Annotated in this window: 23 protein-coding genes; 15 read left to right on the top strand and 8 right to left on the bottom strand. The window is 68.8% G+C overall.

The genetic code is table 11. The annotated features are described in order from the left end of the window. The first annotated feature begins 310 nt into the window (after positions 1 to 310). Together ACPV3N_RS08480 and ACPV3N_RS08475 are read left to right on the top strand one after the other, a co-directional pair. Entirely contained in the window at positions 311 to 1,015 is a 705-nt protein-coding gene (locus ACPV3N_RS08480) for a DUF1013 domain-containing protein (protein ID WP_440116603.1), read from the top strand. A gap of 63 nt (positions 1,016 to 1,078) precedes the next feature. Further along, positions 1,079 to 2,773, top strand: coding sequence for a long-chain-fatty-acid--CoA ligase (locus ACPV3N_RS08475; protein WP_440116601.1), 1,695 nt, complete (start codon positions 1,079 to 1,081; stop codon positions 2,771 to 2,773). Between the two features lie 15 nt (positions 2,774 to 2,788). Here ACPV3N_RS08475 and ACPV3N_RS08470 read toward each other — a convergent pair whose 3' ends face one another. Together ACPV3N_RS08470 and ACPV3N_RS08465 are read right to left on the bottom strand one after the other, a co-directional pair. Beyond that, entirely contained in the window at positions 2,789 to 3,187 is a 399-nt protein-coding gene (locus ACPV3N_RS08470) for a bactofilin family protein (protein ID WP_440116599.1), read from the bottom strand. Then, complete coding sequence (locus ACPV3N_RS08465) at positions 3,180 to 4,334, bottom strand: M23 family metallopeptidase (RefSeq protein WP_440116597.1); 1,155 nt, start codon at positions 4,332 to 4,334, stop codon at positions 3,180 to 3,182. The genes ACPV3N_RS08470 and ACPV3N_RS08465 overlap by 8 nt, the downstream gene beginning before the upstream one ends. Before the next feature lie 234 nt (positions 4,335 to 4,568). On the opposite strand from ACPV3N_RS08465, the gene ACPV3N_RS08460 reads away from it, so the two are divergent. The 3 genes from ACPV3N_RS08460 (at position 4,569) to ACPV3N_RS08450 (ending at position 6,925) form a co-directional block, all read left to right on the top strand. Then, complete coding sequence (locus tag ACPV3N_RS08460; protein ID WP_440116595.1) at positions 4,569 to 5,840, top strand: glutamate-5-semialdehyde dehydrogenase; 1,272 nt, start codon at positions 4,569 to 4,571, stop codon at positions 5,838 to 5,840. Positions 5,841 to 5,915: 75 nt separating this feature from the next. Then, a complete protein-coding gene (locus tag ACPV3N_RS08455; protein ID WP_440116593.1) occupies positions 5,916 to 6,191 on the top strand; it encodes a hypothetical protein in 276 nt (91 codons plus the stop codon). 59 nt (positions 6,192 to 6,250) lie between these two features. Continuing rightward, positions 6,251 to 6,925, top strand: a complete 675-nt coding sequence (locus ACPV3N_RS08450) for a nicotinate-nucleotide adenylyltransferase (RefSeq protein ID WP_440116591.1) — start codon at positions 6,251 to 6,253, stop codon at positions 6,923 to 6,925. Positions 6,926 to 6,931: 6 nt separating this feature from the next. On the opposite strand, the gene galE is transcribed toward ACPV3N_RS08450, so the two are convergent. After that, on the bottom strand, positions 6,932 to 7,966 hold the full coding sequence (galE, locus tag ACPV3N_RS08445; protein WP_440116589.1) for a UDP-glucose 4-epimerase GalE: 1,035 nt from the start codon (positions 7,964 to 7,966) through the stop codon (positions 6,932 to 6,934). A gap of 387 nt (positions 7,967 to 8,353) precedes the next feature. Between galE and rsfS the strand changes: the two genes are divergently transcribed. The 9 genes from rsfS (at position 8,354) to ACPV3N_RS08400 (ending at position 15,813) form a co-directional block, all read left to right on the top strand. Then, positions 8,354 to 8,776, top strand: coding sequence for a ribosome silencing factor (gene rsfS / locus ACPV3N_RS08440; RefSeq protein ID WP_440116587.1), 423 nt, complete (start codon positions 8,354 to 8,356; stop codon positions 8,774 to 8,776). Positions 8,777 to 8,835: 59 nt separating this feature from the next. Next, a complete protein-coding gene (locus ACPV3N_RS08435; protein WP_440116585.1) occupies positions 8,836 to 9,258 on the top strand; it encodes a 23S rRNA (pseudouridine(1915)-N(3))-methyltransferase RlmH in 423 nt (140 codons plus the stop codon). A gap of 18 nt (positions 9,259 to 9,276) precedes the next feature. Beyond that, on the top strand, positions 9,277 to 10,485 hold the full coding sequence (locus ACPV3N_RS08430; RefSeq protein ID WP_440116583.1) for a murein hydrolase activator EnvC family protein: 1,209 nt from the start codon (positions 9,277 to 9,279) through the stop codon (positions 10,483 to 10,485). Positions 10,486 to 10,591: 106 nt separating this feature from the next. Beyond that, on the top strand, positions 10,592 to 11,929 hold the full coding sequence (locus ACPV3N_RS08425; RefSeq protein WP_440116581.1) for a S41 family peptidase: 1,338 nt from the start codon (positions 10,592 to 10,594) through the stop codon (positions 11,927 to 11,929). Beyond that, entirely contained in the window at positions 11,929 to 12,399 is a 471-nt protein-coding gene (locus tag ACPV3N_RS08420; protein ID WP_440116579.1) for a disulfide bond formation protein B, read from the top strand. The genes ACPV3N_RS08425 and ACPV3N_RS08420 overlap by 1 nt, the downstream gene beginning before the upstream one ends. A gap of 10 nt (positions 12,400 to 12,409) precedes the next feature. Next, complete coding sequence (locus ACPV3N_RS08415; protein WP_440117492.1) at positions 12,410 to 12,907, top strand: demethoxyubiquinone hydroxylase family protein; 498 nt, start codon at positions 12,410 to 12,412, stop codon at positions 12,905 to 12,907. 101 nt (positions 12,908 to 13,008) lie between these two features. After that, positions 13,009 to 13,572 carry a hypothetical protein gene (locus ACPV3N_RS08410; RefSeq protein ID WP_440116577.1) on the top strand — a complete coding sequence of 188 codons (564 nt, stop codon included), beginning with the start codon at positions 13,009 to 13,011 and terminating at the stop codon, positions 13,570 to 13,572. An 86-nt stretch (positions 13,573 to 13,658) separates the two neighbouring features. Continuing rightward, on the top strand, positions 13,659 to 14,885 hold the full coding sequence (locus ACPV3N_RS08405; RefSeq protein WP_440116575.1) for a glycosyltransferase family 2 protein: 1,227 nt from the start codon (positions 13,659 to 13,661) through the stop codon (positions 14,883 to 14,885). A gap of 7 nt (positions 14,886 to 14,892) precedes the next feature. Further along, positions 14,893 to 15,813: a glycosyltransferase family protein gene (locus tag ACPV3N_RS08400; RefSeq protein WP_440116573.1), complete on the top strand. Its 921-nt coding sequence runs from the start codon at positions 14,893 to 14,895 to the stop codon at positions 15,811 to 15,813. 8 nt (positions 15,814 to 15,821) lie between these two features. Here ACPV3N_RS08400 and ACPV3N_RS08395 read toward each other — a convergent pair whose 3' ends face one another. After that, complete coding sequence (locus ACPV3N_RS08395) at positions 15,822 to 17,540, bottom strand: hypothetical protein (RefSeq protein WP_440116571.1); 1,719 nt, start codon at positions 17,538 to 17,540, stop codon at positions 15,822 to 15,824. Positions 17,541 to 17,649: 109 nt separating this feature from the next. On the opposite strand from ACPV3N_RS08395, the gene ACPV3N_RS08390 reads away from it, so the two are divergent. Beyond that, complete coding sequence (locus ACPV3N_RS08390) at positions 17,650 to 18,642, top strand: glycosyltransferase (protein ID WP_440116569.1); 993 nt, start codon at positions 17,650 to 17,652, stop codon at positions 18,640 to 18,642. Here ACPV3N_RS08390 and ACPV3N_RS08385 read toward each other — a convergent pair. From ACPV3N_RS08385 to ACPV3N_RS08370, 4 genes are all read right to left on the bottom strand, one after another. Beyond that, positions 18,633 to 19,436 (bottom strand): sulfotransferase family protein, encoded by an 804-nt coding sequence (locus tag ACPV3N_RS08385; protein ID WP_440116568.1) that lies wholly within the window; start codon positions 19,434 to 19,436, stop codon positions 18,633 to 18,635. The two genes, ACPV3N_RS08390 and ACPV3N_RS08385, sit on opposite strands and share 10 nt — an antisense overlap. Beyond that, the gene (locus ACPV3N_RS08380; protein ID WP_440116566.1) at positions 19,433 to 20,737 is read right to left on the bottom strand and encodes an oligosaccharide flippase family protein; all 1,305 of its coding nucleotides are present in this window, start codon (positions 20,735 to 20,737) and stop codon (positions 19,433 to 19,435) included. The genes ACPV3N_RS08385 and ACPV3N_RS08380 overlap by 4 nt, the downstream gene beginning before the upstream one ends. A 166-nt stretch (positions 20,738 to 20,903) precedes the next feature. Next, positions 20,904 to 21,917 (bottom strand): NAD-dependent epimerase/dehydratase family protein, encoded by a 1,014-nt coding sequence (locus ACPV3N_RS08375; protein ID WP_440116564.1) that lies wholly within the window; start codon positions 21,915 to 21,917, stop codon positions 20,904 to 20,906. A gap of 2 nt (positions 21,918 to 21,919) precedes the next feature. Continuing rightward, the gene (locus ACPV3N_RS08370) at positions 21,920 to 23,197 is read right to left on the bottom strand and encodes a nucleotide sugar dehydrogenase (RefSeq protein ID WP_440117490.1); all 1,278 of its coding nucleotides are present in this window, start codon (positions 23,195 to 23,197) and stop codon (positions 21,920 to 21,922) included. Between the last annotated feature and the right edge of the window lie 18 nt (positions 23,198 to 23,215).

Below are 23,215 nucleotides of genomic sequence, written 5' to 3'. Positions count from 1 at the left end.
CGTACTGTCGCATATGGCCGCTAACCGAACCGCACCCGAAGAAGCTTCAGAAAGGACGCGGCGATGCTCATCGAATGGGAAGCCGGCGCTATCGGCAACAATCCGGGATCAGTGGCCCGGTTGCCGCGGTGGCAGTCGGCGGCGCGCGTCGTAATTAATCCAGTGCGTGGACTGCGCGCGCGAAAGGCCGACAGGCCGGGGCTGCCCTCGGCCGCCTGACGATACCCTTGCCTCGCAGGGCCGCATGGCCTAGATCGGGTCCAACGGCCGCCCCGCGAGGGGCGGCCTCTCTATTTTCAGGACACCGATCATGGCCGACCAACCCAAGCCGCTGATGCCGCACGCGACCGCCACCTGGCTGGTCGACAACACCGCGCTCTCGTTCGAGCAGATCGCCGAGTTCTGCGGCCTCCACATCCTCGAGGTGCAGGCGATGGCCGACGATCTCGCCGGTGCCAAGTACACGGGGCGAGATCCCGTGCACGCTGGCGAGCTCACCAACGAGGAGATCGACAAGGGCCAGGCCGACAGCAGCTACTCGCTCAGGATGCACAAGGCGCCCGTCGCGGTCAGCCGCACCAAGGGGCCGCGCTATACCCCGGTTTCCAAGCGGCAGGACAAGCCCGATGGCATCGCCTGGATCCTGCGCAACCACCCCGAGGTGTCCGACGCGCAGATCGGAAAGCTGATCGGCACGACCCGCAACACGATCGCCGCCATCCGCGAGCGCAGCCACTGGAACATCCAGAACATCAATCCCAAGGACCCGGTTACGCTTGGCCTCTGCTCGCAGCGGGAACTCGACGCGATGGTCGCGAAGGCCGCCAAGAAGGCAGGCCTCGAGGAAGACACTGGCGCTCGCGAGGCGCGGCTGGGCACCGATCGCGAGGCGCTGATCGAGGAACTGCGCGCCGAGCGCGAAGCCGCCGCGAAGGCCGCGGTCGAAGCCGCGCAGGAGGCCGAGGCCGCCGCCTGGCTCGAGAACAAGCGCGCCGAAGAGGCCAGCGAAAGCTAATCCATCGACGGCTTCCCGGCGAGTCCGCTTGCCAAAAGCGAAGGATTCCAGCATCCTGCTGACATGGATGTCAGTAGGATCGACCGTCCCGCGCCCGAACACTACGCGCACCCGTGCGCCTGGGATGTCGTGCTTCCCGATCTGACCGTGCCCGGCCTGCTCGAGCGGGCCGCGGCCGATACGCCAAGCCGGCCCCTCATCGATTTCCTGGGGCGCGAGTACACCTATGCGCAGGTGCTGGACGAAGCCCGCCGGGTGGCTGCCGGACTGCTTGCCCGCGGCATCGCCGCCGGCGACCGCGTCGGCCTGTTCCTGCCCAACGTGCCGATCTACCTCTCGGCCTATTACGGCGCGATGATGGCTGGTGCGGTGGTGGTGAACTTCTCCCCGCTTTACACCGCCGAGGAACTGAGCGCGCAGGTTGCCGACTCGGGCGCGCGCATGCTGGTGACGGTCGATGTCGCCAGCCTGCTTCCCACCGCGCTCGAGGTGCTCGACCGTTCGGGGCTTGAGACGCTGGTGGTGGGAAACCTCGGCGCGATACTCCCGTGGACGAAGCGGATCGCGCTCAAGGTGCTGGGACGCAAGGCGCTGGCGCCGATTCCCACGCGCCCCGGGGTGTGTCGATGGGACAATCTGCTCCGCGAAGCCGATGGCGCGTTGCCCACCCTGGCACACGCCGACCTCGCCCTGCTGCAATATACCGGCGGCACCACGGGCCGGCCCAAGGGAGCGATGCTCACCCATGCGAACCTTGCGACCAACGCCCTGCAGGTCGAGGCGATCGACCCCCGGCAGGGCGAGCGGGACGTGATCCTGGGCGTGCTGCCCCTGTTCCACGTCTTCGCCAATACCTGCGTCCTCAATCGCACCGTCGCCAACCGGGGGTGCATCGCGATGCTGCCGCGGTTCGATGCAAAGCAGGCATTGAAGACGCTGCAGCGGGTCCGGGCAACCGCCTTTCCCGGGGTGCCGACGATGTACCAGGCGCTGCTCGACCACCCCGACCTTCAGAAGACCGACTTCTCGTCGCTACGGGTGTGCATATCGGGCGGCGCGCCGCTGCCTGCGCCGGTGCGCGAGAAGTGGGAGGCGGCCACCGGCTCGCGGCTCGTCGAGGGGTACGGCCTTACCGAAAGCAGCGGCGTGGTTTCCACCAATCCCTACGAAGGTACCCGCAAGCCGGGAACGATCGGCCAGGTCCTCCCGCATACCCGGGTCCGCCTGCTCGACAAGGAGGACCCGTCGCGCGATGCGCCGGCAGGTGCTCCCGGCGAACTCGCGGTCGCGGGACCGCAGGTCATGCAGGGCTACTGGAACCGTCCCGATGCCGCGGCCAACGCATTCGCCGACAGGGACGGCACGCGCTGGTTGCGCACGGGCGACGTCGCGGAAATCGACGCGGACGGTTTCATCGCCATCGTCGACAGGATCAAGGACATGATCGCGGTCGGGGGGTTCAAGGTTTTCCCGAGCCAGGTCGAGGCGGTGCTGCTCGATCACCCGGCGGTGAAGGAGGCGCTCGTCCTCGGGCTACCAGACCCATATCTGGGCGAGATGCCGCGAGCCTATGTCACCCTGACGGATGATGGCCCAGTTGCGGCAAGCGATCTGGCCGATTGGCTCAACGCCCGCGTCGGCAAACACGAACGGGTCAGCGGCGTCGAGATCCGCGACGAGATGCCCAAGACGATGATCGGCAAGCTCGACCGCAAGGCCCTGCTGGCCGAAGTGACGGAGCAGGCCGCGGGCGGGTGAACCCCGACGCGGCGATCAGCCCGCCAGCGTCAGCTTGGGCTCGCCGTCGTCGTGCGGCTTGGCGACTGCGGCCGGCCTCGAAGGAACGCGGTGGGCGAACCGGCCCTCTACCTCGGCGCCCTGCTCGATCGTCAGCGCGTCATAGTGAACGTCGCCGTTTATCCGCGCGCTCTTGAGCACGACCAGTTCGCGCGCGGTGATCGACCCGCTGATCGTCCCGGCAAGCCGGGCGCTCTCCGCCTCGATCGCTCCTTCGACGTGGCTGTCCGCGCCTTGGACGAGGCTGGCGCAGGTGATGTCGCCCTCGACCCGGCCGTCGATGTGAAGATCGGCCGTAGCCTCGATGTTGCCGCGAATGGTCACGTCGCTCCCGATTACCGAGAACGTCGATCCGCCGGGTGCCTGCCTAGCCATTGGCGGGCTCGATGGTGCGGACTCGTCGGGCTTCTTTGAGAACATTGGGGGCTGCCTCCAGGAAGGGGCGCGGGTTCACCGCGCGGTCGTTGACGCGCACCTCGAAGTGGAGGTGCGGACCGGTCGAACGGCCGGTCGATCCGATCGCGCCGATGACGTCGCCCGCGGCGACTTTCTGCCCCACGCGCGAACGGAACTTGGACATGTGGGCGTACCGGGTGATCATCCCGTTGCCGTGGCTGATCTCGACGACGTTGCCGTACCCGCTCTTGCGACCGACGAAGCTCACGCGGCCGTCCGCGGCGGCATAGATCGGGGCGCCGGTGGGACCGCGGAAGTCGAGCCCCTGGTGCATCGCCGACGCGCCGGTGAACGGATCGCGGCGGAACCCGAAGCTGGACGTCAGCATCTCGACCTTGGCCGGGCGGTACTGGGGAATTCCCGACAGGCTGCGATCGAGCGCTTCCATCCGGGCAAGGCTGAGGCCGAGCCGCTCGAAGCGTGGATCGATCGTGCCGTCGCTTTCGGTTGCCAGCTTCTGGAGCGGGCCGCCCATCGCGCCCCTGCTCGCGGCGCGGAGCATCGCGTTGGGGTCGAGTCCGAGTTTGCGGATCGCGGCGGCGCTCTTTTCGGCGCGCCGGTCGGCATAGCGGGTCAGTTTCTCGACATAGGCGAGCTGGCGCGCCTCGATCCGGGCAAGAGCACCGGCTTCGGGGATAAGCGCCGATACCTTGGACACCGTCTTGGCCGCTTCGCCCGTCGAATCGGTTACCGTACCGACGCGCTTTACGTCATCGGGCAGCGATTCGGTCATTTCCTCGATGAAGTCCTGGCGCCGCTGGAGGTCGTCGGCGACTTCCTGAATGTTCGCGCGGTACGCGCCCACACGCTCTTCCGACTTGGCGACGGTCGCCTCGCGCTCAAGGAGCGAGAGCCGGTCGGCGGCGGCGCGATATTGCAGCCAGCCCATGACGGCCATCGAGATGCCCCATGCCAGCAGGGCCGCGAGCGCGGCACTCGCGGCGATCATCTGCACCCGTCCGGTGATCTTGATGAAGCGGACCTGGCCCTGCGAACGCATGAAGAATTCGCGATCCGGAAACCAGGTACGCAAGCGGCCTTTCCAGCCGCCGGCGACAGCATTCATGTGAGGTACGACCCCTATGTCCCGTTCTTATCCCGGTCGGGCGGCTAGCAAACATGGCCACGTGGGTCGAATCGACTCGTTAACTCTCGGGGCGAGTCGTTAGAGTCGCGGGACGAAACGTTCTCAAGCTGCGAAATTTTCTTCTTCAGTCGGGAACTGACTCGCATGGCGGGAGTTTGAGGCCGCCCAGTTTTCCTGACTGGTTCCTGCGCGTCGGGATGATAGACGCCGCCGATGGCCTCGGGAAATTCCTCAAGTGAAGCGACTGAGCTGGTAACCCGGCTGGCACGGGCCGGCCGCGCGGCCCAGCAGGTCCTGGGGCGCATCGATCCGGAGAAAAGGGCGGCGGCGCTCGATGCCGCCGCTGCCGCTCTCCGTGCCGACGCGGCGGCGATCCTTTCTGCCAACGCGAGGGACCTGGCGGCGGGAAAAACCGCCGGCCTTGCACCGCCCATGCTCGACCGCTTGCGGCTCGACGCTGACCGGCTCGAGAATATCGCCGTCGCCGTAGGCACCGTGGCCTCGCTGCCCGACCCGTTGGGCGAGGTCATCTCGCGCCAGCACCGGCCCAACGGGCTGGTCCTCGAACGGGTGCGGATACCGATCGGCCTGATCGGCATCATCTACGAGAGCCGGCCCAACGTGACTGCCGATGCCGCGGCGCTCTGCGTGCGGGTCGGCAACGCGGCGCTCCTGCGCGGCGGGAGCGAGGCCGTGGAATCGAACCGCGCGATCCACGCGGCGATGGTGCGCGGCCTCGAGAGCGCGGGCGTGCCGGGCGCGGCGATCCAGCTGGTGCCAACCCAGAACCGCGCGGCAGTGGGCGCGATGCTCGCCGCGTCCGGCCTGATCGACATGATCATTCCGCGTGGGGGCAAGAGCCTCGTCGCGCGGGTCCAGGCCGAGGCTCGCGTGCCCGTGCTCGCGCACCTCGACGGGATCAACCACACCTACGTCCATGCCGCCGCGGACCCCGACAAGGCCCGCCGCATCGCGCTCGACGCCAAGATGCGCCGCACCGGTATCTGCGGCGCGATGGAGACGTTGCTCGTCGATGCCGCCTTTCCCGGCGCCCAGGCGGTCATCGCAGACCTCGTCAAGGCGGGTTGCGCAGTGCGCGGCGACGCGCGCGCGCAGGCGATCGATCCGCGGGTGACCCCGGCGAGCGATACGGACTGGGACACCGAGTACCTGGACGCAGTGCTTTCGGTCGCGGTGGTCGACGGTCCGGACGAGGCGATGGCGCACATCGCCGCGCACGGATCGCACCATACCGATGCGATCGTCACCGAAGACGCGCAGGTCGCGGACCGCTTCCTGCGCGAAGTCGATTCGGCGATCGTCATGCACAATGCCTCGTCGCAGTTTGCCGACGGGGGGGAGTTCGGCCTCGGCGCCGAGATCGGCATCGCCACCGGTCGCCTCCACGCCCGCGGTCCGGTCGCGCTGGAAGGGCTGACGACCTACAAGTGGCTCGTGAGAGGCAGCGGGCAGGTGCGCGGCTGACGTCCATCCGCATGCTTGACGGAGGGGCAGCGGTTGGCGAAGCTCCGTCTCATCCAACCGACGGGGGCAGATAGCATGGCTGACGTGGATTTTCGCGCATTCCAGAGGGAAATCGTGAAGCTCGGCTTCTATTCGTACGACGAACAGCAGTCGATTTTCGATCTCGCCAAGCGCTGCGCCCGCACGACGGGGCTGTCGCTGGGCGGGGCGGGAGCGGTCGGTACCGCCGCGCTTGGGCCCGGGGCCGCGGTCGGATTCCTCGCCGGCCTCGCGACGGGGACAGCGGCCTGCACGGCCGGGTCGCTGCTCTATCGCGAACAGATCAAGCAGCTTCTCGAGGAGGCGCAGTGACGGCGCGGTCGCAAGTCCTCGATGCGCGGGATTTGCCGCAACGCCGGCGCGGCTGAGGAATGAAGCGCAACGGAGCGCGCGCGGCCACGCCTGCGGCGAGGCGCCCTGGCCGCGTGACCGGCCTGCTCGGGGGCAGCTTCAATCCCGCGCACCGGGGTCACCGCCGCATAAGTCTCGCGGCGATCGACCGGCTCGGGCTGGCGGAAGTCTGGTGGCTGGTATCTCCCGGCAACCCGCTCAAGTCGGGCGGCGACATGGCCTCCCTCATAGCCCGTTTCGCCTCGGCGCGCGCGGCATCGCGCCGCGCGCCGATCCGCGCCACCGCGATCGAGAGCGAGCTGGGGACGCGCTACACCGTCGATACCCTGCGCGCGCTGGTCAGGCGCTACCCGCGCCGGCGCTTCGTATGGATCATGGGGGCCGACAACCTTGCCCAGTTCCACCGGTGGAAGGACTGGCGGGCGATCGCGCGGCTGGTCCCGATCGCCGTGTTCGCAAGGCCGGGCTACGAGGCGGCCGCGTTCGCCAGTCCGGCGATGGCATGGCTGGGCCGGTATCGCACGACACCGGCGACATTCCGGAAGGCCAGCGTGCGTGCGCCGATGCTCGTCTGGCTGCGCTACGATCCCGATCCGATTTCAGCGACCGCTTTGCGGGCTGCGGACCCCGCGTGGGCCGAACGGCACATGCACGCAAAGGGCCGGGACGAGGTCACCGGACGCCCGGTCGGCTGACGGCGGTCAGTTACCCCGCAGTTCGGTGAGCTTTCGCTCCCATGCGAGCGCGTGGCGCACGATCGTGTCGAGATCGGCGTATCGCGGCTCCCAGGGCAGGGTCGCCTTGATGCGCGCGTTGTCGGAAACGAGGCAGCCGGGATCGCCCGCGCGGCGCGGCTCGAACCGGCGCTCGATCGGGGTATTGGTCACCCGGTCGACCGCATCGAGCACCTCCAGCACCGAGAACCCCCGCCCGTAGCCGCAATTCATCTGCAGCGAGCGGCCCGGACTGGCGGCGAGCGCTTCCAGCGCGAGGACGTGCGCCGAAGCAAGGTCGGAGACATGGATATAGTCGCGCACGCCCGTGCCGTCGGGAGTGTCGTAGTCGGTGCCGAAGACCGCGACGTGTTCGCGCTTGCCCAGCGCCGCCTCCACCGCGACCTTGATGAGGTGGGTCGCCCCCGCGGTCGATTGTCCGCTGCGCCCGTCCGGGTCGGCGCCGGCGACATTGAAATAGCGCAGGGCGCAGTAGTTCATCGGATGCGCGAACGCGGTATCGGCGAGCATCCGCTCGGTCATCAGCTTCGACCATCCGTACGGGTTGATCGGGACTTGCGGGCAGTCCTCGGCCACCCGCTCGACCGCCGGCACCCCATAGGTCGCTGCAGTGCTCGAGAAGATGAAATGCGGCACGCCTGCCGAGACCGCCGCCGCGATCAGTGCCCGGCTCTTGGCGGTGTTGTTGTGGTAGTACTTGAGCGGGTCCTCGACCGATTCCGGCACCACGATCGAGCCTGCAAAATGCATTACCGCACCCGTGCCGCCGCCCATGCCCTGCTCGGCGAAGATCCGGGCGAGGAGCGCGGAATCCTCGATGTCGCCCTCGTAGAAATCCGCGTCGTCCGGCACGGCGAAGCGAAACCCGGTCGTCAGGTCGTCGATGACCGCGACCCGGTAACCCGCGTCGCGCAACGCGAGGACGGCATGGCTGCCGATGTAGCCCGCGCCGCCGGTGACGAGGACGGGGTGGGCCTGTGCGGCGCCGGATGGTTTGCTCACGTCGCTATTCGTCCTGTCCGCTGGCCTTGCCGATGGGGCGCCCTATCGCAGCCGCCCGGCGGCGGTGCAAGGCGGCGCGCGGACGCATCGTCATCGTCGTTGCAGGCCGGGCGCGCACAGGCTATCATGGGATCGTCCGGCGGGGTGCCCGCACCCGCCCGGCGCCTTCCTGACCGCGGGCAACGGGAGTGCATCGGCCGCACGTGCTGACGCGTTGGAATGTCGACAGTCTTCCGGCTCCGCGCCGGGATGCCAGCCTTCAGGCCGCGCCGCTCCCCGGTGCTCATCGCAGATCGTTCCCGGGCCCGGAGGAAACTCCGCAGGAATGACGTGCGTTGGTACATCCGTGCCGTTGTCCATTCCATCGAAGGAGCACGTCAAACGCCTATGCAACAGGCGCATCCCCTGCCGGCTGGTGCCGGCGTTTCCCCCGGAGGTCCGGTGACGCAAACCGACAAACCCGCCGACCGCCTGCACGCGCTCGTCCTCGCCCAGCTCGACGACGACCAGGCGCAGGACCTCGTCTCGATCCCGCTCGCGGGCAAGAGCTCGATCGCCGATCACATGGTGATCGCGTCGGGCCGCTCGACCCGGCAGGTCGCGGCGATGGCGCAGAAGCTCGCCGAGAAGGTCAAGGCCGAGGGCTTCGGTCCCGCACGCGTAGAGGGGCTGCCCGCCGCCGACTGGGTGCTGATCGATGCCGGCGACGTGGTTGTTCACCTGTTTCGCCCGGAAGTCCGCAGCTTCTACAACCTTGAGCGAATGTGGGGTTTCGGCGACGAGAAGGTGTCGTCGACCGGCACGGCTTGAACGCGACCGCGCGCCCTCTCGCCGCGCGACGCTGTCCGATCGAGCGCGGATAGCTCGACGTGCTGTTGCACCTGATTGCGCGCGGCAGGATCGGTCGCTCGCCCGAGGCCGAACTCGTCGCGCGGTACGAGACACGGATTGCCTGGCCGGTCAGGCTTACCGAACTGCCCGAGTCCGGGGGCCGGGTGCCCGACCCGCTCACGCCGCTGCGGACCGTCCTGCTCGATGAACGGGGCAAGGCGCTTTCGTCGGAAGAATTCGCCGGGGTCCTCGGCCGGTGGCGTGACGACGGGGTGCGCGAGGCGCGCTTCGTGATTGGCGCGGCCGACGGTCACTCCGACGGGGAGCGCGAGGCGGCGGACCTACTGCTGGCGATGGGCGCGATGACCTGGCCGCACCTGCTGGCCCGCGCCATGCTGATGGAACAGCTCTACCGCGCCACGACCATCCTGGCCGGGCATCCCTATCATCGCAGCGGCTGATCGCGCTACAGGGGGCCGATGCACGCGCGCTTTGCCTTGGCCGCTCTCGTGGCTCTCGCCCTCGGCGGAGCGGCCGTCGCCCAGATCGGCAGCGGCTATCGCGATGCGGGCGAGACGCGCACGGCGCTGGCCGAGGCGCGGGCGCAGGCGAGGGCCGCAGGCGCCCGGGCAGCCCGGCTCGAGGTCGAGGCGCGCTCGACGCGGGCCGCAGCGCAGAGGACTGCGCGCGAGGCCGCGGCCGTCGCCGCGCGCATCCAGCAGGCAGAGTCCGAGATCGCGGCGGCACGGGCACGCATCGCGCTTGCGCGGAGTGCCAGGGCGGGGATCGAGCGGCGGCTGGCAGAACGGCGCGAACCCCTGGCCCGGCTCACGGGCGGGCTGCAGAAGCTCGCGCGCCGCCCGCTTGCACTTGCCGTGTTGCGCCCGGGATCGCTGCGGGAGACGGTGTACCTGAGGGCAATGCTTGACGCCACGCTGCCCGAAGTGCGTCGCCGCACCGCTGCGCTGCGGGGCGAACTCGATCGCGCGCAGGCAATCGAGGCCGAGGCGCGCGCCGCCTACGCCGCGTTCAGGGACGGCGAGCGGGTCCTGGCCGAACGGCGCACCCGGCTTGCCGCGCTCGAGACACGCCAGCGGCTCGCCTCGCGCGAGGCGGGCGGTGCTGCCGCGCGCGAGGCGGAGCGGGCGCTCGCGCTCGCCGAGGAAGCGCGCGATCTCGATGCGCTGGTGACCCGCCTCGACGCCGCGGGCACCTTGCGGGCGCGGCTCGCGGCCCTTCCGGGACCGCTCCTGCGGCCCCCGCGGCCCGGCGCGAGCGAGGTTCTCGTCGACGGACCGGCGGCCGCCTCGCCGCGGGAAGTGACCCGCCCCCGGTTCGTGCTCCCGGTCAATGGCCGGACGGTCGCCGGTTTCGGCCAGCCGGGTGTCGGCGGCGCGCTGTCCGACGGGATTGCGCTGGCCCCGGCCGCCGGGGCCCAGGTCGTCGCCCCCGCTGCCGGACGCGTCGCGTTCGCGGGCCCGTTCCGGGGGTTCGACCGGATCGTCATCGTCGAGCATGCGGGCGGCTTCACCAGTCTGGTAACCGGGCTTGCGCGGGTCGACGTGACGGTGGGCGAGGAACTGGTGGCAGGTGCTCCTGTCGGGGTCGCCGGCGGCGGCCGGCCGATCGTGGGGTTCGAGCTGCGCCGAGAGGGCGAGCCGGTCAACCCGGTCGACTACCTGCGCTGATCGCCCCGCGCGCGCAATCCCGCCGCGGGACGGGCTTTCGCCTCATCTGGCGTTAACGCCGGCTGCGCGATACATAGCGGGCCTGTCATTCGAGGATCGCCGTTCCATGAAACTCGCCGCAATCGTCCGTTCCGCCGCCCTGGTCAGCGCCATCGCGCTGATTCCCGCGACCACGGCGGGCCTTGCCCAGGTCGACGGACGTGCGGGACCCGAGTTCGCCAAGCTGTTCGCGGTCTACCAGCGGATCAAGGCAAGCTACGTCGAGCCGGTCGAGGACGACAAGCTCATCCGCGGCGCCATCGACGGCATGCTCGCAAGCCTCGACCCGCACTCGGCGTACCTCGATGGCGGCGATCTCCAGCGGCTCGAGACGATGATTGACGGCAACTACTCGGGCCTCGGTCTGTCGGTCGTGATGGACGACGGCGCGGTCAAGGTCGTCTCGCCGTTCAAGGGCAGCCCCGCCGACAAGGTCGGCATCAAGGCAGGCGATTACATCACCCATCTAGATGGCAAGCTGATCTACGGCGGCGAGCTCGACGACGCCGTCGCCAAGATGCGCGGGCCGGCGGGTTCGACCATCCGGCTGACGATCTTCCGCACGGGCCGCGAGGAGCCGTTCGACGTTACCGTCACCCGCGGCGTGATCGAGCTCGAGCCGGTCACTCACAAACTCGAGGCGGGCAACATCGGCTACATCTCGGTCAACGAGTTCAGCCGCGATGTCGGCACCGACGTGCTGAAGGCGTGGAACGAGCTGAAGAAACAGGCGGCGGGCCGGGTCAACGGTCTCGTCCTCGATCTGCGGCAGAACCCCGGCGGTTCGCTCGACGAGGCGGTGGCGCTGTCCGACCTGTTCCTCGAGAAGGGCCAGATCGTCTCGCAACGCGGCCGCGCGAAGGGCGAATCGCTCGTCTACAGCGCGGAGAGCGTGTTCCGGGGCGACATGGCCAAGGGCGTCCCGGTGATCGTGCTGATCGATGCCGGGTCGGCCTCGGCGAGCGAGATCGTGGCCGGGGCGCTGCAAGACCAGCGGCGCGCTGTGGTGATGGGTGAGCGCAGCTTCGGCAAGGGCAGCGTCCAGACCCTGCTGCCGCTGGGCCGGACCGCGGCCCTCAAGCTGACCACGGCGCGGTACTATACGCCTTCGGGCCATTCGGTTCAGGAAGGCGGGATCGATCCCGATATCCGCGTTCCGCAGCTGTCCGATCCCGATCTCGCCAAGCGCGAGAAGTTCCGCCTGCGCGAATCGGACCTGCGCGGGCACCTCGTCAACGAAGCGGCTCTCAAGGACGAGGAACTCGAACGCGACCGCAAGGACGATCCGCGGTTCCAGATGACGGCCGAGCAGCTGAAGGAAAAGGGCATCGAGGACTTCCAGCTCACCTATGCCCTCGACACGCTTCGGCGCACCGCGCCAAGCGCGATGGCCCGCCGCAATTGATGCTGTCTGCCTCCGACAAGCTGGCCCAGCGCCTCGCGCTGGCCGTCCCGGCCCTACTGCTGGGAGGGGCGTACCTCAGCGAATACGGGTTCGGCCTCTACCCGTGCGAGATGTGCTGGTGGCAGCGCTACCCCCATTTCGCCGCGATCGGGTTCGCAGTGTTCTCGACCGTTGCCGCCCCTAAGCGGCTGTGGATTGCGCTGGCCGGCTTTGCGATCCTGGCCTCGGGCGGGATCGGGGCGTACCATGCGGGCGTCGAATACGGGTGGTGGGAAGGCATGACGGCGTGCAGCTCGCCTGCCGCTGCCGGCGGCGATCCGCTCGAATCGATCATGAACGCGCCGCTGGTGCGCTGCGACCAGGTGCCGTGGAGCCTGTTCGGGATTTCGCTCGCGGGGTGGAACGCGCTGATCTCGACCGGCACCGCGCTCGCCATACTTCGCCTTCTGGGACTGCGCAGTGAAACCTGACACTGCCCGCATGATCCGCGTCGACCAGGCCGGGGAGTACGGCGCGCAGCGGATTTACGCCGGCCAGCTCGCGGTGATGGGCGACCGTGCTCCGCACGCCGCCGAAATCGCCGGCATGGCCGAGCAGGAGCGCCGCCACCGCGAGGCGTTCGACGCGCTGATGGCCGCGCGCGGAGTGCGCCCGAGCGCGCTCCAGCCGTTCTGGCACGTCGCGGGGTATGCGCTGGGTGCGGGCACCGCCCTCCTCGGGCCGGAGGCAGCAATGGCGTGCACCGCGGCGGTCGAGGAAGAGATTGACCGCCATTATTCGGCCCAGCTGGATGCCCTGAGGGCGGACGGCAGCGATCCTGCCCTCGCCGCGATGATCGCGGAATTCCGCGACGACGAGCGCGAGCATCGCGACGCCGCTCTGGCCGCCGGGGCCGAGCAGGCGCCGGCCTACGCGCTGCTTTCGGGCGCGATCCGGCTCGGCTGCCGCATCGCGATCCGGCTCGCCGAGCGGATCTGAGGAACTTTGGCGCAGATCAATGCGCTTGGGACAGGGCGCTTCATGGACGGTTCAGCGCCGGCGAGGCCGAATGACCGCCGCTTTTCGACGAGGATGACACGATGATCCGCCAGATTGCACTTCCGTTGCTTGCCGCCGCTTCCGCGGCGTTCGCAACACCCGCCGCGGCGCAAGACGCGGGCGGGGACAAGGTCCGCATGGTCATCGTCTATGGCGACGACCCTGCTCCGCAGGCGCAGGGCGACGAGATCGTCGTCGTCGCGCGGCTGCCCGAGAACGACCGTTACCGCATTCCGGAAGCGCTGCGGTTCAGCGACGACCCGGCCAACATGGCGTGGGCGCGCCGGGTCGAGCGGCTGGACATCGTGGGGCGGTCGGGGACCATGTCGTGCTCGACCGCCGGCGCAGGCGGGTTCACCGGCTGCACCCAGCAGCTCATCGACGCGTTCTACGCCGACAAGCGCGAGAGCGCCAACGTGCGCTTCTCCGAACTGATCGCCGCGGCGCGGGCGGAGCGCCTGGCGACGATCGACCAGGAAGCCGCCGAAACCCAGGCGCGGGTCGAGCAGCTGGAGAAGCAGTACATGGAACGCCTCGAGCGCGAGCGCGCGGGTGCGTTGCCGGGCGAAGGTGACAAGACGCCGCCGCCGCCGCCGGGCAAGTAGTCACAGCCGTCTCCGGCACCCTCTGCTTGAGGGAAAATTAACCAAATCCCGCCACTCAAGCGAGAGGCAGGGATTTGGGGGGCTTCATGAACGCGACGCTGGACCGCTTCGACGGTTTTGAGGTGACCGGGATCGACCGTCCCGACGTGACCATCGTCATGCCCTGCCTCAACGAGGCGATCAGCCTGCCGCACTGCATCGGCAGGGCGCTCGAGACACTCGCCAGGCTGCGCGTCGAACTCGATCTGTCGGGCGAGATCGTCGTGGCCGACAACGGGTCCACCGACGGCAGCCAGGCGCTGGCGACCGAGCTCGGTGCACGGGTCGTTCCTGTCGCGGACCGGGGCTACGGCGCGGCGCTGATCGGCGGGTGCCGCGCGGCGCAAGGGACCTACATCCTCATGGGCGACTGCGACGGCAGCTACGACTTCACCGAAGGCGTGGCGATGATCGCCGAGCTCGTCTCGGGGCGCGACCTGTGCATGGGCAATCGCTTTCGCGGCGGAATCGCGCCCGGGGCCATGCCGTGGAAGAACCGGCACGTGGGCAATCCCGCGCTGACCGGGATCCTCAACGTCTTCTTCCGCACGGGAATGGGCGATGCCCACTGCGGGCTGCGCGCAATCCGCAAGGACGCCTTCGACCGGTTGAACCTCACCGGCAGCGGGATGGAGTTCGCCAGCGAGATGGTGATCAAGGCAGCGCTGCTGAAGCTCGACATGGCCGAGGTTCCCGCCACGCTCTCGCCCGACCTGCGCCAGCGCGCGCCGCACCTGCGGCCGTGGCGAGACGGCTGGCGGCACCTGCGCTACCTCTTCATGCTCAGCCCGACATGGGTTTTCGGCGTACCCGGCGCGCTGGCGCTTGTGCTCGCCGCGATCATCCTCGGCAGCGCCTCGCTTCATGCCACCGGAGTACTGACCAGCGAGAGCTTCTTCGGCACCAGCTGGACGATCGTGGGGGGCTTCCTTGCCACGGGCGGCCATTTCGCCCTGCTCTGCGCGGCGGCCACGCACCTTCACGGTGTGAACAGCGGCTATCGCCGGTTGCACCCGCTGATCGCGCGAATCGGACCGCTGTTCACGCTCGAGACCCTGCTGCTTGCCGGTGCGGGTCTCGTTGCGACATCGCTCATAGGGCTCGGCGCGATCGGCACGAAGTGGATCGGCAGCGGCCTCGCCGCGCTCGACAGCCAGCTGCCGCTGACGCTGGCCGTCATGACCGGTGCGATCGGCATGCAGACGCTGATCGGCGGTTTCATGCTCGCGATCATCGCCGGCAACGACAATCGCTTCACCCCGGCCGCGAGGTAGCGAGGCCGTGCCCGGCCGGCTCCTGACGGTCGTCATGCCCGTTCACGACGGGGGGCGCTGGCTGGGCGATGCGCTCCGCAGCCTGCCGGGCTACGACTCGCGAGTGGCAGTTATCATCCGCGATTCGACGCCGTCCGGACCGTGCACCGAGCTGATAGCCGCCCACGCGCAAAGACTGGCGATCGATTACGCCTGGTGGCCGGACGTGCCCAGCTGGACTCGCAAGACCAATCTTGGCGTTGAGGCTTCCACGAGCGAATACGTCTGCACGCTTCACCAGGACGATCTGTGGCTGCCCGGCCGGATGGATGCGTTCGTCCGCGATCTCGGGTGCGCGCCGGATGCGTCGCTGTATCTCGGGGCTTGCCGGATCGTCGATGCCCGCGGTCGCCAGTTCGGCACCTGGTCGGTACCGGTCTCTCCGGGACGCGTCGACCGCGCCGCGCTCTGCGACGCGCTGCTGGTCCAGAACACCATCGCCATGCCGGCTCCCGTGTTCCGGCGCGACGCCTACCTGGCCGTAGGCGGGATGGACGAGTCGCTCTGGTATACGCCCGACTGGGACCTCTGGCTCAAGCTCGCCGCGCTTGGCGCCGCGCACTACGACCCGGTGCCCCGCACCGGGTTTCGCATTCACGGCGGTTCGCAGACTATGACCGGATGCCGGAGCGACCTGGCCGCCCAGCTTGGCGCGGTGCTCGACCGGCACCTGCCTCCCGCGAGCCCGCTCGGTCCGATCTGTCACGCCTCGGTCCGGATCAACGTCCTCCTTGCGCGGGCAGCGGGCGGCAATCCCTGGGCCGCGCTGCGCGGCCTGGCGGAAGTCGCAAGGCTTGGTCCCGTCGCGGCGGCCCGCTACCTTCGGCTGTCGCGCCTCGGCCAGCGCGTGGCACCCCGCGTGCGCGCCCGCCTGTCCGGCGCGCTTTAGGATCGCTGCTAGTCCAGCGGTTTTCCGCAATCCAGATCGCCGGCCAGCCCCACCAGCGCGGCGTATCGGGGACTGCGCCGTTCGCGCCCGTCGCCCTGCACGTCGGGCGGGACCCTGACACCGTGACGGGCAAGCGCTGGCGCGTCCGCAAACGTAACGGTGCCCATCGCGCACAGGGTTGCGACCTGCTGCTCGGAAAGACCCCTGCTCGACAGCAACAGCGGCCGGTTCGACAGGTCGGCGCGGTTGCGCACCTGGTCGATGAGGGCACGGTCTGAATCGGTATCGACGATCACGAAGTCGGCGGTCTGACCTGCAAGGGCGCGATAGACCCGTTCGTGCGGCGCCAGGAAGGCATGGGCCGACCATGCGAGCCATGGGAGCGTGAGCAGCGCGGTAAGCCCGGTCGTCACCGCGAATGTGCCCCCTGCCGTCTCCCGATCCTTCTGCCGCCAGCGCACGAACCCGTAGCCCGCCAGAAGCGCGAGGTTGCCGATGAGGCCATGGACGTACCGGTATCCCCAGCCGTGGCCCTGGTACGGCAGCAGGACGAACATCGCGGCGAGGGTCAGCGCGAAACCGGCGAACAGCGGCAGCGCAATGCCGCGTCCGTGGCGCACGTCGGGCCAGGCAAGCGCGACGAATGGGGCCACGAACAGCGGCATCCAGGCGCAGAGCCGCAGCAGGTTGTACACCATGTAGCCGACCCCGCCGGTTGCCCGGTCGGTGAACAGCGGGAGAATCCGTCCCTCGACGAACGGCGCGACGCCTGCGGCCGACCCGGTCTGGGGGACGACATCCGCCATCGACGCGATGAGCGAGGGATAGGCGAACCAGAACAGGACTCCCGCGGCGTAGACGAGCGCGTAGGCGCCGAAGAGCGCCCACCGCCGCGCGGCCAGCAGCGTGAGGATAAAGGGACCGGCGAAGAGGGGATGGAACACGACCTGGTGCAGCCCCATCGCGTAGAGTCCGACAGCCATGGCGCACGCGTGAAGCCAGGGCCGGTCGCGCAGGAATAGCCAGAGCCAGACGAGGTTGAAGACAAGATGCGCGGTCATCGCGTACGGCGTCATCGCCGCCACCAGGACCTGCGCCGACAGCACGACAGTCGCGAGCGCGACCCACACGGCAGCAGGACACGAGCCGAGGGTGCGGCGCGCGATGTCCCACAGCGCAAGGATAGCGATCGCGAGGAGAACGGGGTTGGCAAGCTGGGGCTCGGCAACCCTGGCGAACAGCGTGCGCAGCAGGGCGTTACCGGGGAGGTAAGTCGACACAAGCAGGGCGTGGCCGGGAATATCCAGCAGGAAGTCGGGGATCAGTGCAAGGGCGAACGGCCGCCAGAACGGAGCCAGCGGCTGTGCGAGCTTGCCGCTTTCGAATATGCGGGCATCGAACACCGCCATCTGGGTGTCGCGCGCAAGCTGGTAGTCGAGCATCAGCCAGTGCGTGCCCGTCCATGTCGCCAGGGCAATCAGGAGCGCGATCGCGCCGGCGGCGAAAGCGCCTGGCGCCCGGGGTTCGAACCGCAACCGCACGGGCCGCAGCGCGAGGCCGACGAGCACGACGCAGAGAAGGGCGATGACCGGCGACCCCTGGGTGCTGAAGTAATGCGCCGAGAGCCCGTGATGCCCCGCCGCAAGAAGCGTGGCGCCGAGGATGCCCGCCACAAGCGCGATCCATGCGAGGAGCCTGCGCTCGGCTGTCAGGTGGACACGCTTCATACCCCCGACCCTCGCCTCATCCAGATCGGGATAGCGCGCGGTTGGCTGATGACCGCGCCCCGGTTGTCCGTCTACACGTGGGTGTCAGCCCCCCGGGACCCACGACTGCATGCCGCCCGCAATATCGATCCTGTTACCGACCTTCAACGGTGCGCGGTACCTGCGTGCCCAGCTCGATTCGATCGTCGCACAGACCTTCGGCGACTGGGAACTGCTCGCGATAGACGACGGCTCGTCCGACGACACGGTCGCGATCCTGCGCGAGTACGCCGCGCGGGATCCGCGGATCACGCTCCTCCCGTCGGAAGGGAACCGACGCCAGAAGGCGCGCCTCGTCGAGCTGCTTCGGCTGGCCCGGGGCAAATGGATCGCGATTTCCGACCAGGACGATATCTGGGCCGCCGACAAGCTCGAGCGGCTGGTCGCCGCGATCGGCGACGCCGCGCTCGCGTTCGGGCGTTCGGACCTCATCGACAGCGATGGCCGGCCATTCGGCCGCGACCTGTTGCGGGTCCTGCGTTCGAGCAGGCGGCCCGACGACCGCCTGCTGACGATCTTCCGCCCGCAGATATCGGGTCACGCGATGATCGCGGTGCGCGACGTCATGCCCGAGAGCGTGTTCGCTTCGGACGAACCGTTCGACTGGCTGATCGGTCTGCTCGCGGAATTCTCGCGCGGGATCGTCTACGATCACCAGGCGGTCGTCCAGCACCGGTTGCATGCGGCCAATTCGCACAACGACACCATCGCGCTGCGGATCAATCCACTCCTGCTCAGGCCGCGGCATTTCCTGCTCTGGCTCGAACGGATCAACCGTTCGCGCGAACGGTTGATGGCCGCGATCGATCTCTTGGCGCATTCGGAGGTCGTCCGCCCCGAGGCACGGGCGGCGTTCGGGCGTCTGCACCGGGTGTCCCGGCGCTGGGTGGCTTCGGGCGGGAAGCGGGACAGGGCCATCGTGCGAATGACGGCCTTGCGCGAACTGCGCCCCCTTGCCGGCTCGATAGAGGACTTTCGCCGCGCGGCGCGCAGCATCGATGTCGCCGTGTTGGGGGAATGGCACCCGCGGGTCCTGCTGAAGGCCTACAAGTTCTACTCCTGAGCGTCCGTCGGACCGGCGAGCGCGCTTAGTTCCCCGAACAGCGCATGCGCTTCGGCAAGGAGCCTGACGTCGTAGCGATAGGACAACCGGTTCGGGTCGGGCGGCGGGGTCGGCCGCGCCACCGAGGCGATCGGCACCGGGTCGAGCAGGAACCCGTGATCCGTCAGCCACCGGATCGCCGCATCGGCCTGCCCGACCAGGTCGGTCACCACGAAGCTTTCGCTCAGCCGGATGTGGTCCAGCAGGCAGCGGTTGTAGTGAACCCAGGCGCCGAGAAACGCGTCGTGGCTGCGATGCCGGCCATCGCGCCACGAGCGGAAGCGGTTCCGCAGGTTCAGGTTCTGCCTGACGAGGGCGCGGTCCCGCCGGTCGAGCGAGCGGACGACATCGTCGAAATGCCGCACCACCACGAGGCTTGCCGCCGCTGGCAGGATCTCGCGCCAGAGCGGCAGGAACAGGCAGGTGCGCGGCTCCTTCCAGCCGAACTGGCCGGGCCGGCTTGCGACGAGGTCGGCCGCCTCCAGTCGCGCCGCCTGCCCGATCTCGATCCCTGCGAACTGTTCGAACCGGAACGTTCGATCAGCAGGGAACCGCAGGCCGTCTTCGGGCAGGCCGTTGTCGCGCAGGATCTTCTCGTGCAGCGCGAGGAATTCGAGATCCTCGAAATGGCCCTCGTCGTTGCCCTCGGACCCGCCGAGGAGGTTCGCGCCGATGTCGAGGCCGCACCTCATCAGCCAGTGGGCAGTTAGCGAGGTGAACGAGCGGTGCATGCCCAGGATCATCAACGCGGTCATCGGGACCTCCGCGTCAGCACCATCACGGCACCAAGAAGGGTCGGGTCGAAGCCGAACCGTCGGCGCACCAGGACGACGAGAACGAGGTTCCAGGCAGCGATCCCGCCCGCCATGCCGAGCGCAGCGCCGAGCGCGCCGTAGACGGGAATGAGCGCGATCCCGATCGCGACGTTGAGGGCAAGGCCGAGCAACTGGCCGCCGAGAGCCCATCCGCTGCGGTCGCTCATGATCAGCAGCGTTCCCACCGGCCCGCACGCTGCGTTGAAGATCTGCGCCGCGGCGACGATCCACAGAAGGTGCGCGCCCTTGACGAAATCGGGGCCGAACACGCCGAGGAGCAGCGGCCCCGCCAGCGCGATCGACAGCGCCGCACCTGCCGTCATGGCGGCTGTCAGCGCGGTGAACCTGGCCGTCAGCGCGCGAATGGCATCGACTTCGCCGCGCTGCCAGTGGGCGGCCACGAGCGGCGCGAATTGCATCAGCGCGGCCTGGACCGGCAGCATGATCAGCGGCGCGATGCGCACGACCGGCTGGAATATGCCCGTCTCGAACGGGCCCGCGAGCGCGCCGACCATGAGCGTGCTGACCTCCGCTTCTAGCAGGCCGGTCAGGCCGAGGCCGAGGAAGGGCAGCGCGGCAATCACGTGTGATCGGCCAGGTCCCCTCCTGCTCGGCGCCGGAAGCGCCGAAAGTTCTGCGCGCCACAAGAGGCAGCCAAGGACGATTGCAGCGATCCACGTGCCCGCGATCGCGGTCCGGATAAACGGCACCGGCCCGAAAGCCGTACCGGTCGCGATCGCGCCCGCCATTGCCGCGATCAGGATGCCCGGCCGCACGAGGTCGCCCGGCACCTGGGCGAGCACGACCCGCCCGAAGCCCTGGGCGATGCCGCGCAAGAGGGCAATCAGCGCCAGCGGGGGAATCAGGAGGCCGCAGAGGGCTAGGATCTCGTGATAGTCCTCCGCGACCCAGCTCGCCCGCGCGACAAGCCAGACGAAACATGCTGCCGCGATCGACGACAGGATGCCCACCGCGGCGATGGACACGATCACGAATGCGGCGACCCCGGCGGTGTCTCCGGCAGCGCGGCGCGCAGGGATCTCGCGCACCGCCAGGGGGCCGAAGCCGAGCAGCGAGACCGTCGCCACGACCGAGACGAGCGACATCGCCCAGGCGACGCTGCCGTATCCTTCAGCGCCGAGCAGGCGCGCGGCGAAGAGCGCCTGGACAAAGGCCGCCCCGACCGCCGCGAGCTGGATCGCGAGGCTTGCGCCGGTCGCGCGCGCGGACGGGTCGTTCATGCGCCGGACCATGGTCCCAAGATGCGGTTTTGCGAGCGCCAAACGACCGGTTCCGTTGTGTAACAAAGGGTTGCGAGGGCGTCGCGCAGACTCCCCGGATGCGCGTGGGGTCTATCGGCTCATGGTTAATAATTCGGTCAAGGCGCTCGCGGTCCCGGCCCGCCGTTCAGACCCCGTAATAATCGCGGTACCAGGCGACGAAGCGCCGGACGCCCTCGCGGTATCCGGTTTCGGGCCGGTAGCCGGTCAGGCGCCTGAGCAGGTCGGCATTTGCCCATGTCGCGGGCACGTCGCCCTTCTGCATCGGCAGGTAGTTGCGCACGGCCTCGCGCCCGCATTCGGCCTCGATTGCCTCGACGAAGTCGAGCAGGCGTATCTTCTCGCCGTTGCCGATGTTGACCACGCGGAACGGGGCGACCGGGCTCAGGCTGTCGCCCGGTTCGATCTCTCCGGCGGATTCGGGCCGCACGGGCGGGGCGTCGATCAGCAGCCGGATCCCGCGCACCAGGTCGGTGACGTAGGTGAAGTCGCGGTACATCTCGCCGTGGTTGTAGATGTCGATCGGTTCGCCGTTGAGGATGCCGCGCGTGAACTTGAACAGCGCCATGTCGGGCCGGCCCCACGGGCCGTAGACGGTGAAGAAGCGGAACATCGTCGTGGGGATGCCCCAAAGGTGGGCATAGCTGTGGGCCATCGACTCGTTCGCCTTCTTCGTCGCGGCGTAGAGCGTCATCTGCGTCTCCACCCGCTCCAGCTCGTCGAACGGCATGTCCTCGTTGGCGCCGTAAACGCTGCTGGTCGAGGCCATCAGGAGGTGATCGACGCCCAGCTCGCGTGCGCACTCCATCACGTTGAACGTACCGACGATGTTCGCGTCGATATAGGCGCGGGGGTTCTCGAGGCTGTATCGTACCCCCGCTTGCGCGGCGAGGTGGACGATGACGTCCGGCTTCTCGGTGAGCGCCAGGTCGCGCAGACGGTCGAAATCCTCGAGCAGCCCGACATGCGCGGTGAAATGCTGGTTCTGCAGCAGCATCTGGTGCCGCCGCTCCTTGATGCGGACGTCGTAGTAGTCCGTCATCCCGTCGAAGCCGACGACGCGGAACCCCTCGTCGAGAAGGAGCTGCGACAGGTGGAACCCGATGAACCCCGCGCTCCCGGTGACGAGGACGGTGCGCATCGTCACAGCGTCCAGTCGGCCGCGGGTCCGAGGACCCCCTTGAGGTCGGCGAGCTTGCCGCCCGGTGCGACGCTACCCCGCAAGGCGTCCCCGCCTATCGCCAGGTACTCGCGGTGGGGGACGGCCAGCACCACCAGATCGTGCGGCCGCTCGAGCGCGGCGGCGTCGAGCGAGAGGCCGTACTCGTGGGCCGCCTCGGCGGGATCGGCGTGCGGATCGTGGACCGTGACGTCGTGCCCGTGACGGGCGAGTGCGGCGACAAGATCGGCGACCTTGCTGTTGCGCAGGTCGGGCACGTCTTCCTTGAAGGTCAGTCCGAGCACGAGGACGCTCCCGGTCCTGCCGCCCTGCAGCGCATGGAGCCGGTCCGCCACCCAGTCGGCCATGCCGTCGTTCGTGCTGCGCCCCGCGAGGATGACCTGGGGATGATGGCCGAGCTCCTCGGCGCGGTGCGACAGGTAGTAGGGATCGACGCCGATGCAGTGCCCGCCGACGAGGCCCGGGCTGAAGGGCAGGAAATTCCACTTGGTCCGGGCCGCGGCGAGCACGTCCCACACGGAAATGTCCATCTTGCCGAAGATCTGGGCGATCTCGTTCATGAAGGCGATGTTGATGTCGCGCTGGGCATTCTCGATCACCTTCGCGGCCTCTGCCGCCTTGATCGACGCCGCGCGGAACGTGCCGCCCGTCGTCACCGCACCATAGAGGTCCGCCACCCGGTCGAGCACGTCGGGCGTCTGTCCGGAAACGACCTTGGTGATCTTGTCGACGGTGTGTTCGCGGTCGCCGGGGTTGATGCGCTCGGGGCTGTAGGCGAGGAAGAAGTCCGTGCCGCACACCAGGCCCGATTCCGCTTCGAGGATCGGACCGCACAGGTCCTCGGTCACGCCCGGATAGACCGTGCTTTCATAGATCACCACCGGTTCGCGGCCGTCGGCTACGGCAGCCGGCAACATGCGCCCAACGGTGCGCGAAGCCGCCTCCACGATCGAAAGGTCGGGCCGGTTTTCGCCATCGATCGGGGTGGGAACAGTGACAATGTAGAAATCGGCCGGCAGACAGGCGGCCGGATCATCGGTCAGGGCAAGGGTCGAGGCGGCAAGGCGGTCGGGCTCGATCTCGCCGGTACGGTCGCGTCCGTTCCTGAGTTCGGCGATGCGGCCCTTGTCGACGTCGAGGCCGGTAACGGTGAAATGCCGTGCAAGCGCGACCGCGAGCGGAAGGCCGACGTAGCCGAGGCCGACGACGACGACACGGGTCGTTGGGATGTTCTGCGACAGGGGACGAATCCTTCGAAT

Origin of the sequence: Tsuneonella sediminis (genome assembly GCF_051912845.1) — a bacterium.
Classification (GTDB): domain Bacteria; phylum Pseudomonadota; class Alphaproteobacteria; order Sphingomonadales; family Sphingomonadaceae; genus Tsuneonella; species Tsuneonella sediminis.
The sequence above is the reverse complement of the archived record's forward strand: the minus strand, read 5'-3'. Positions and strand labels throughout refer to the sequence as shown.

Bases quoted from the DNA above. Each gene is read 5' to 3' on its own strand.
- ACPV3N_RS08480 (WP_440116603.1), top strand. From the start codon at position 311: ATGGCCGACCAACCCAAGCCGCTGATGCCGCACGCGACCGCCACCTGG.
- ACPV3N_RS08475 (WP_440116601.1), top strand. From the start codon at position 1,079: ATGGATGTCAGTAGGATCGACCGTCCCGCGCCCGAACACTACGCGCAC.
- ACPV3N_RS08470 (WP_440116599.1), bottom strand. From the start codon at position 3,187: ATGGCTAGGCAGGCACCCGGCGGATCGACGTTCTCGGTAATCGGGAGC.
- ACPV3N_RS08465 (WP_440116597.1), bottom strand. From the start codon at position 4,334: ATGAATGCTGTCGCCGGCGGCTGGAAAGGCCGCTTGCGTACCTGGTTT.
- ACPV3N_RS08460 (WP_440116595.1), top strand. From the start codon at position 4,569: ATGGCCTCGGGAAATTCCTCAAGTGAAGCGACTGAGCTGGTAACCCGG.
- ACPV3N_RS08455 (WP_440116593.1), top strand. From the start codon at position 5,916: ATGGCTGACGTGGATTTTCGCGCATTCCAGAGGGAAATCGTGAAGCTC.
- ACPV3N_RS08450 (WP_440116591.1), top strand. From the start codon at position 6,251: ATGAAGCGCAACGGAGCGCGCGCGGCCACGCCTGCGGCGAGGCGCCCT.
- rsfS (WP_440116587.1), top strand. From the start codon at position 8,354: ATGCAACAGGCGCATCCCCTGCCGGCTGGTGCCGGCGTTTCCCCCGGA.
- ACPV3N_RS08430 (WP_440116583.1), top strand. From the start codon at position 9,277: ATGCACGCGCGCTTTGCCTTGGCCGCTCTCGTGGCTCTCGCCCTCGGC.
- ACPV3N_RS08425 (WP_440116581.1), top strand. From the start codon at position 10,592: ATGAAACTCGCCGCAATCGTCCGTTCCGCCGCCCTGGTCAGCGCCATC.
- ACPV3N_RS08420 (WP_440116579.1), top strand. From the start codon at position 11,929: ATGCTGTCTGCCTCCGACAAGCTGGCCCAGCGCCTCGCGCTGGCCGTC.
- ACPV3N_RS08415 (WP_440117492.1), top strand. From the start codon at position 12,410: ATGATCCGCGTCGACCAGGCCGGGGAGTACGGCGCGCAGCGGATTTAC.
- ACPV3N_RS08410 (WP_440116577.1), top strand. From the start codon at position 13,009: ATGATCCGCCAGATTGCACTTCCGTTGCTTGCCGCCGCTTCCGCGGCG.
- ACPV3N_RS08405 (WP_440116575.1), top strand. From the start codon at position 13,659: ATGAACGCGACGCTGGACCGCTTCGACGGTTTTGAGGTGACCGGGATC.
- ACPV3N_RS08395 (WP_440116571.1), bottom strand. From the start codon at position 17,540: ATGAAGCGTGTCCACCTGACAGCCGAGCGCAGGCTCCTCGCATGGATC.
- ACPV3N_RS08390 (WP_440116569.1), top strand. From the start codon at position 17,650: ATGCCGCCCGCAATATCGATCCTGTTACCGACCTTCAACGGTGCGCGG.
- ACPV3N_RS08385 (WP_440116568.1), bottom strand. From the start codon at position 19,436: ATGACCGCGTTGATGATCCTGGGCATGCACCGCTCGTTCACCTCGCTA.
- ACPV3N_RS08380 (WP_440116566.1), bottom strand. From the start codon at position 20,737: ATGAACGACCCGTCCGCGCGCGCGACCGGCGCAAGCCTCGCGATCCAG.
- ACPV3N_RS08375 (WP_440116564.1), bottom strand. From the start codon at position 21,917: ATGCGCACCGTCCTCGTCACCGGGAGCGCGGGGTTCATCGGGTTCCAC.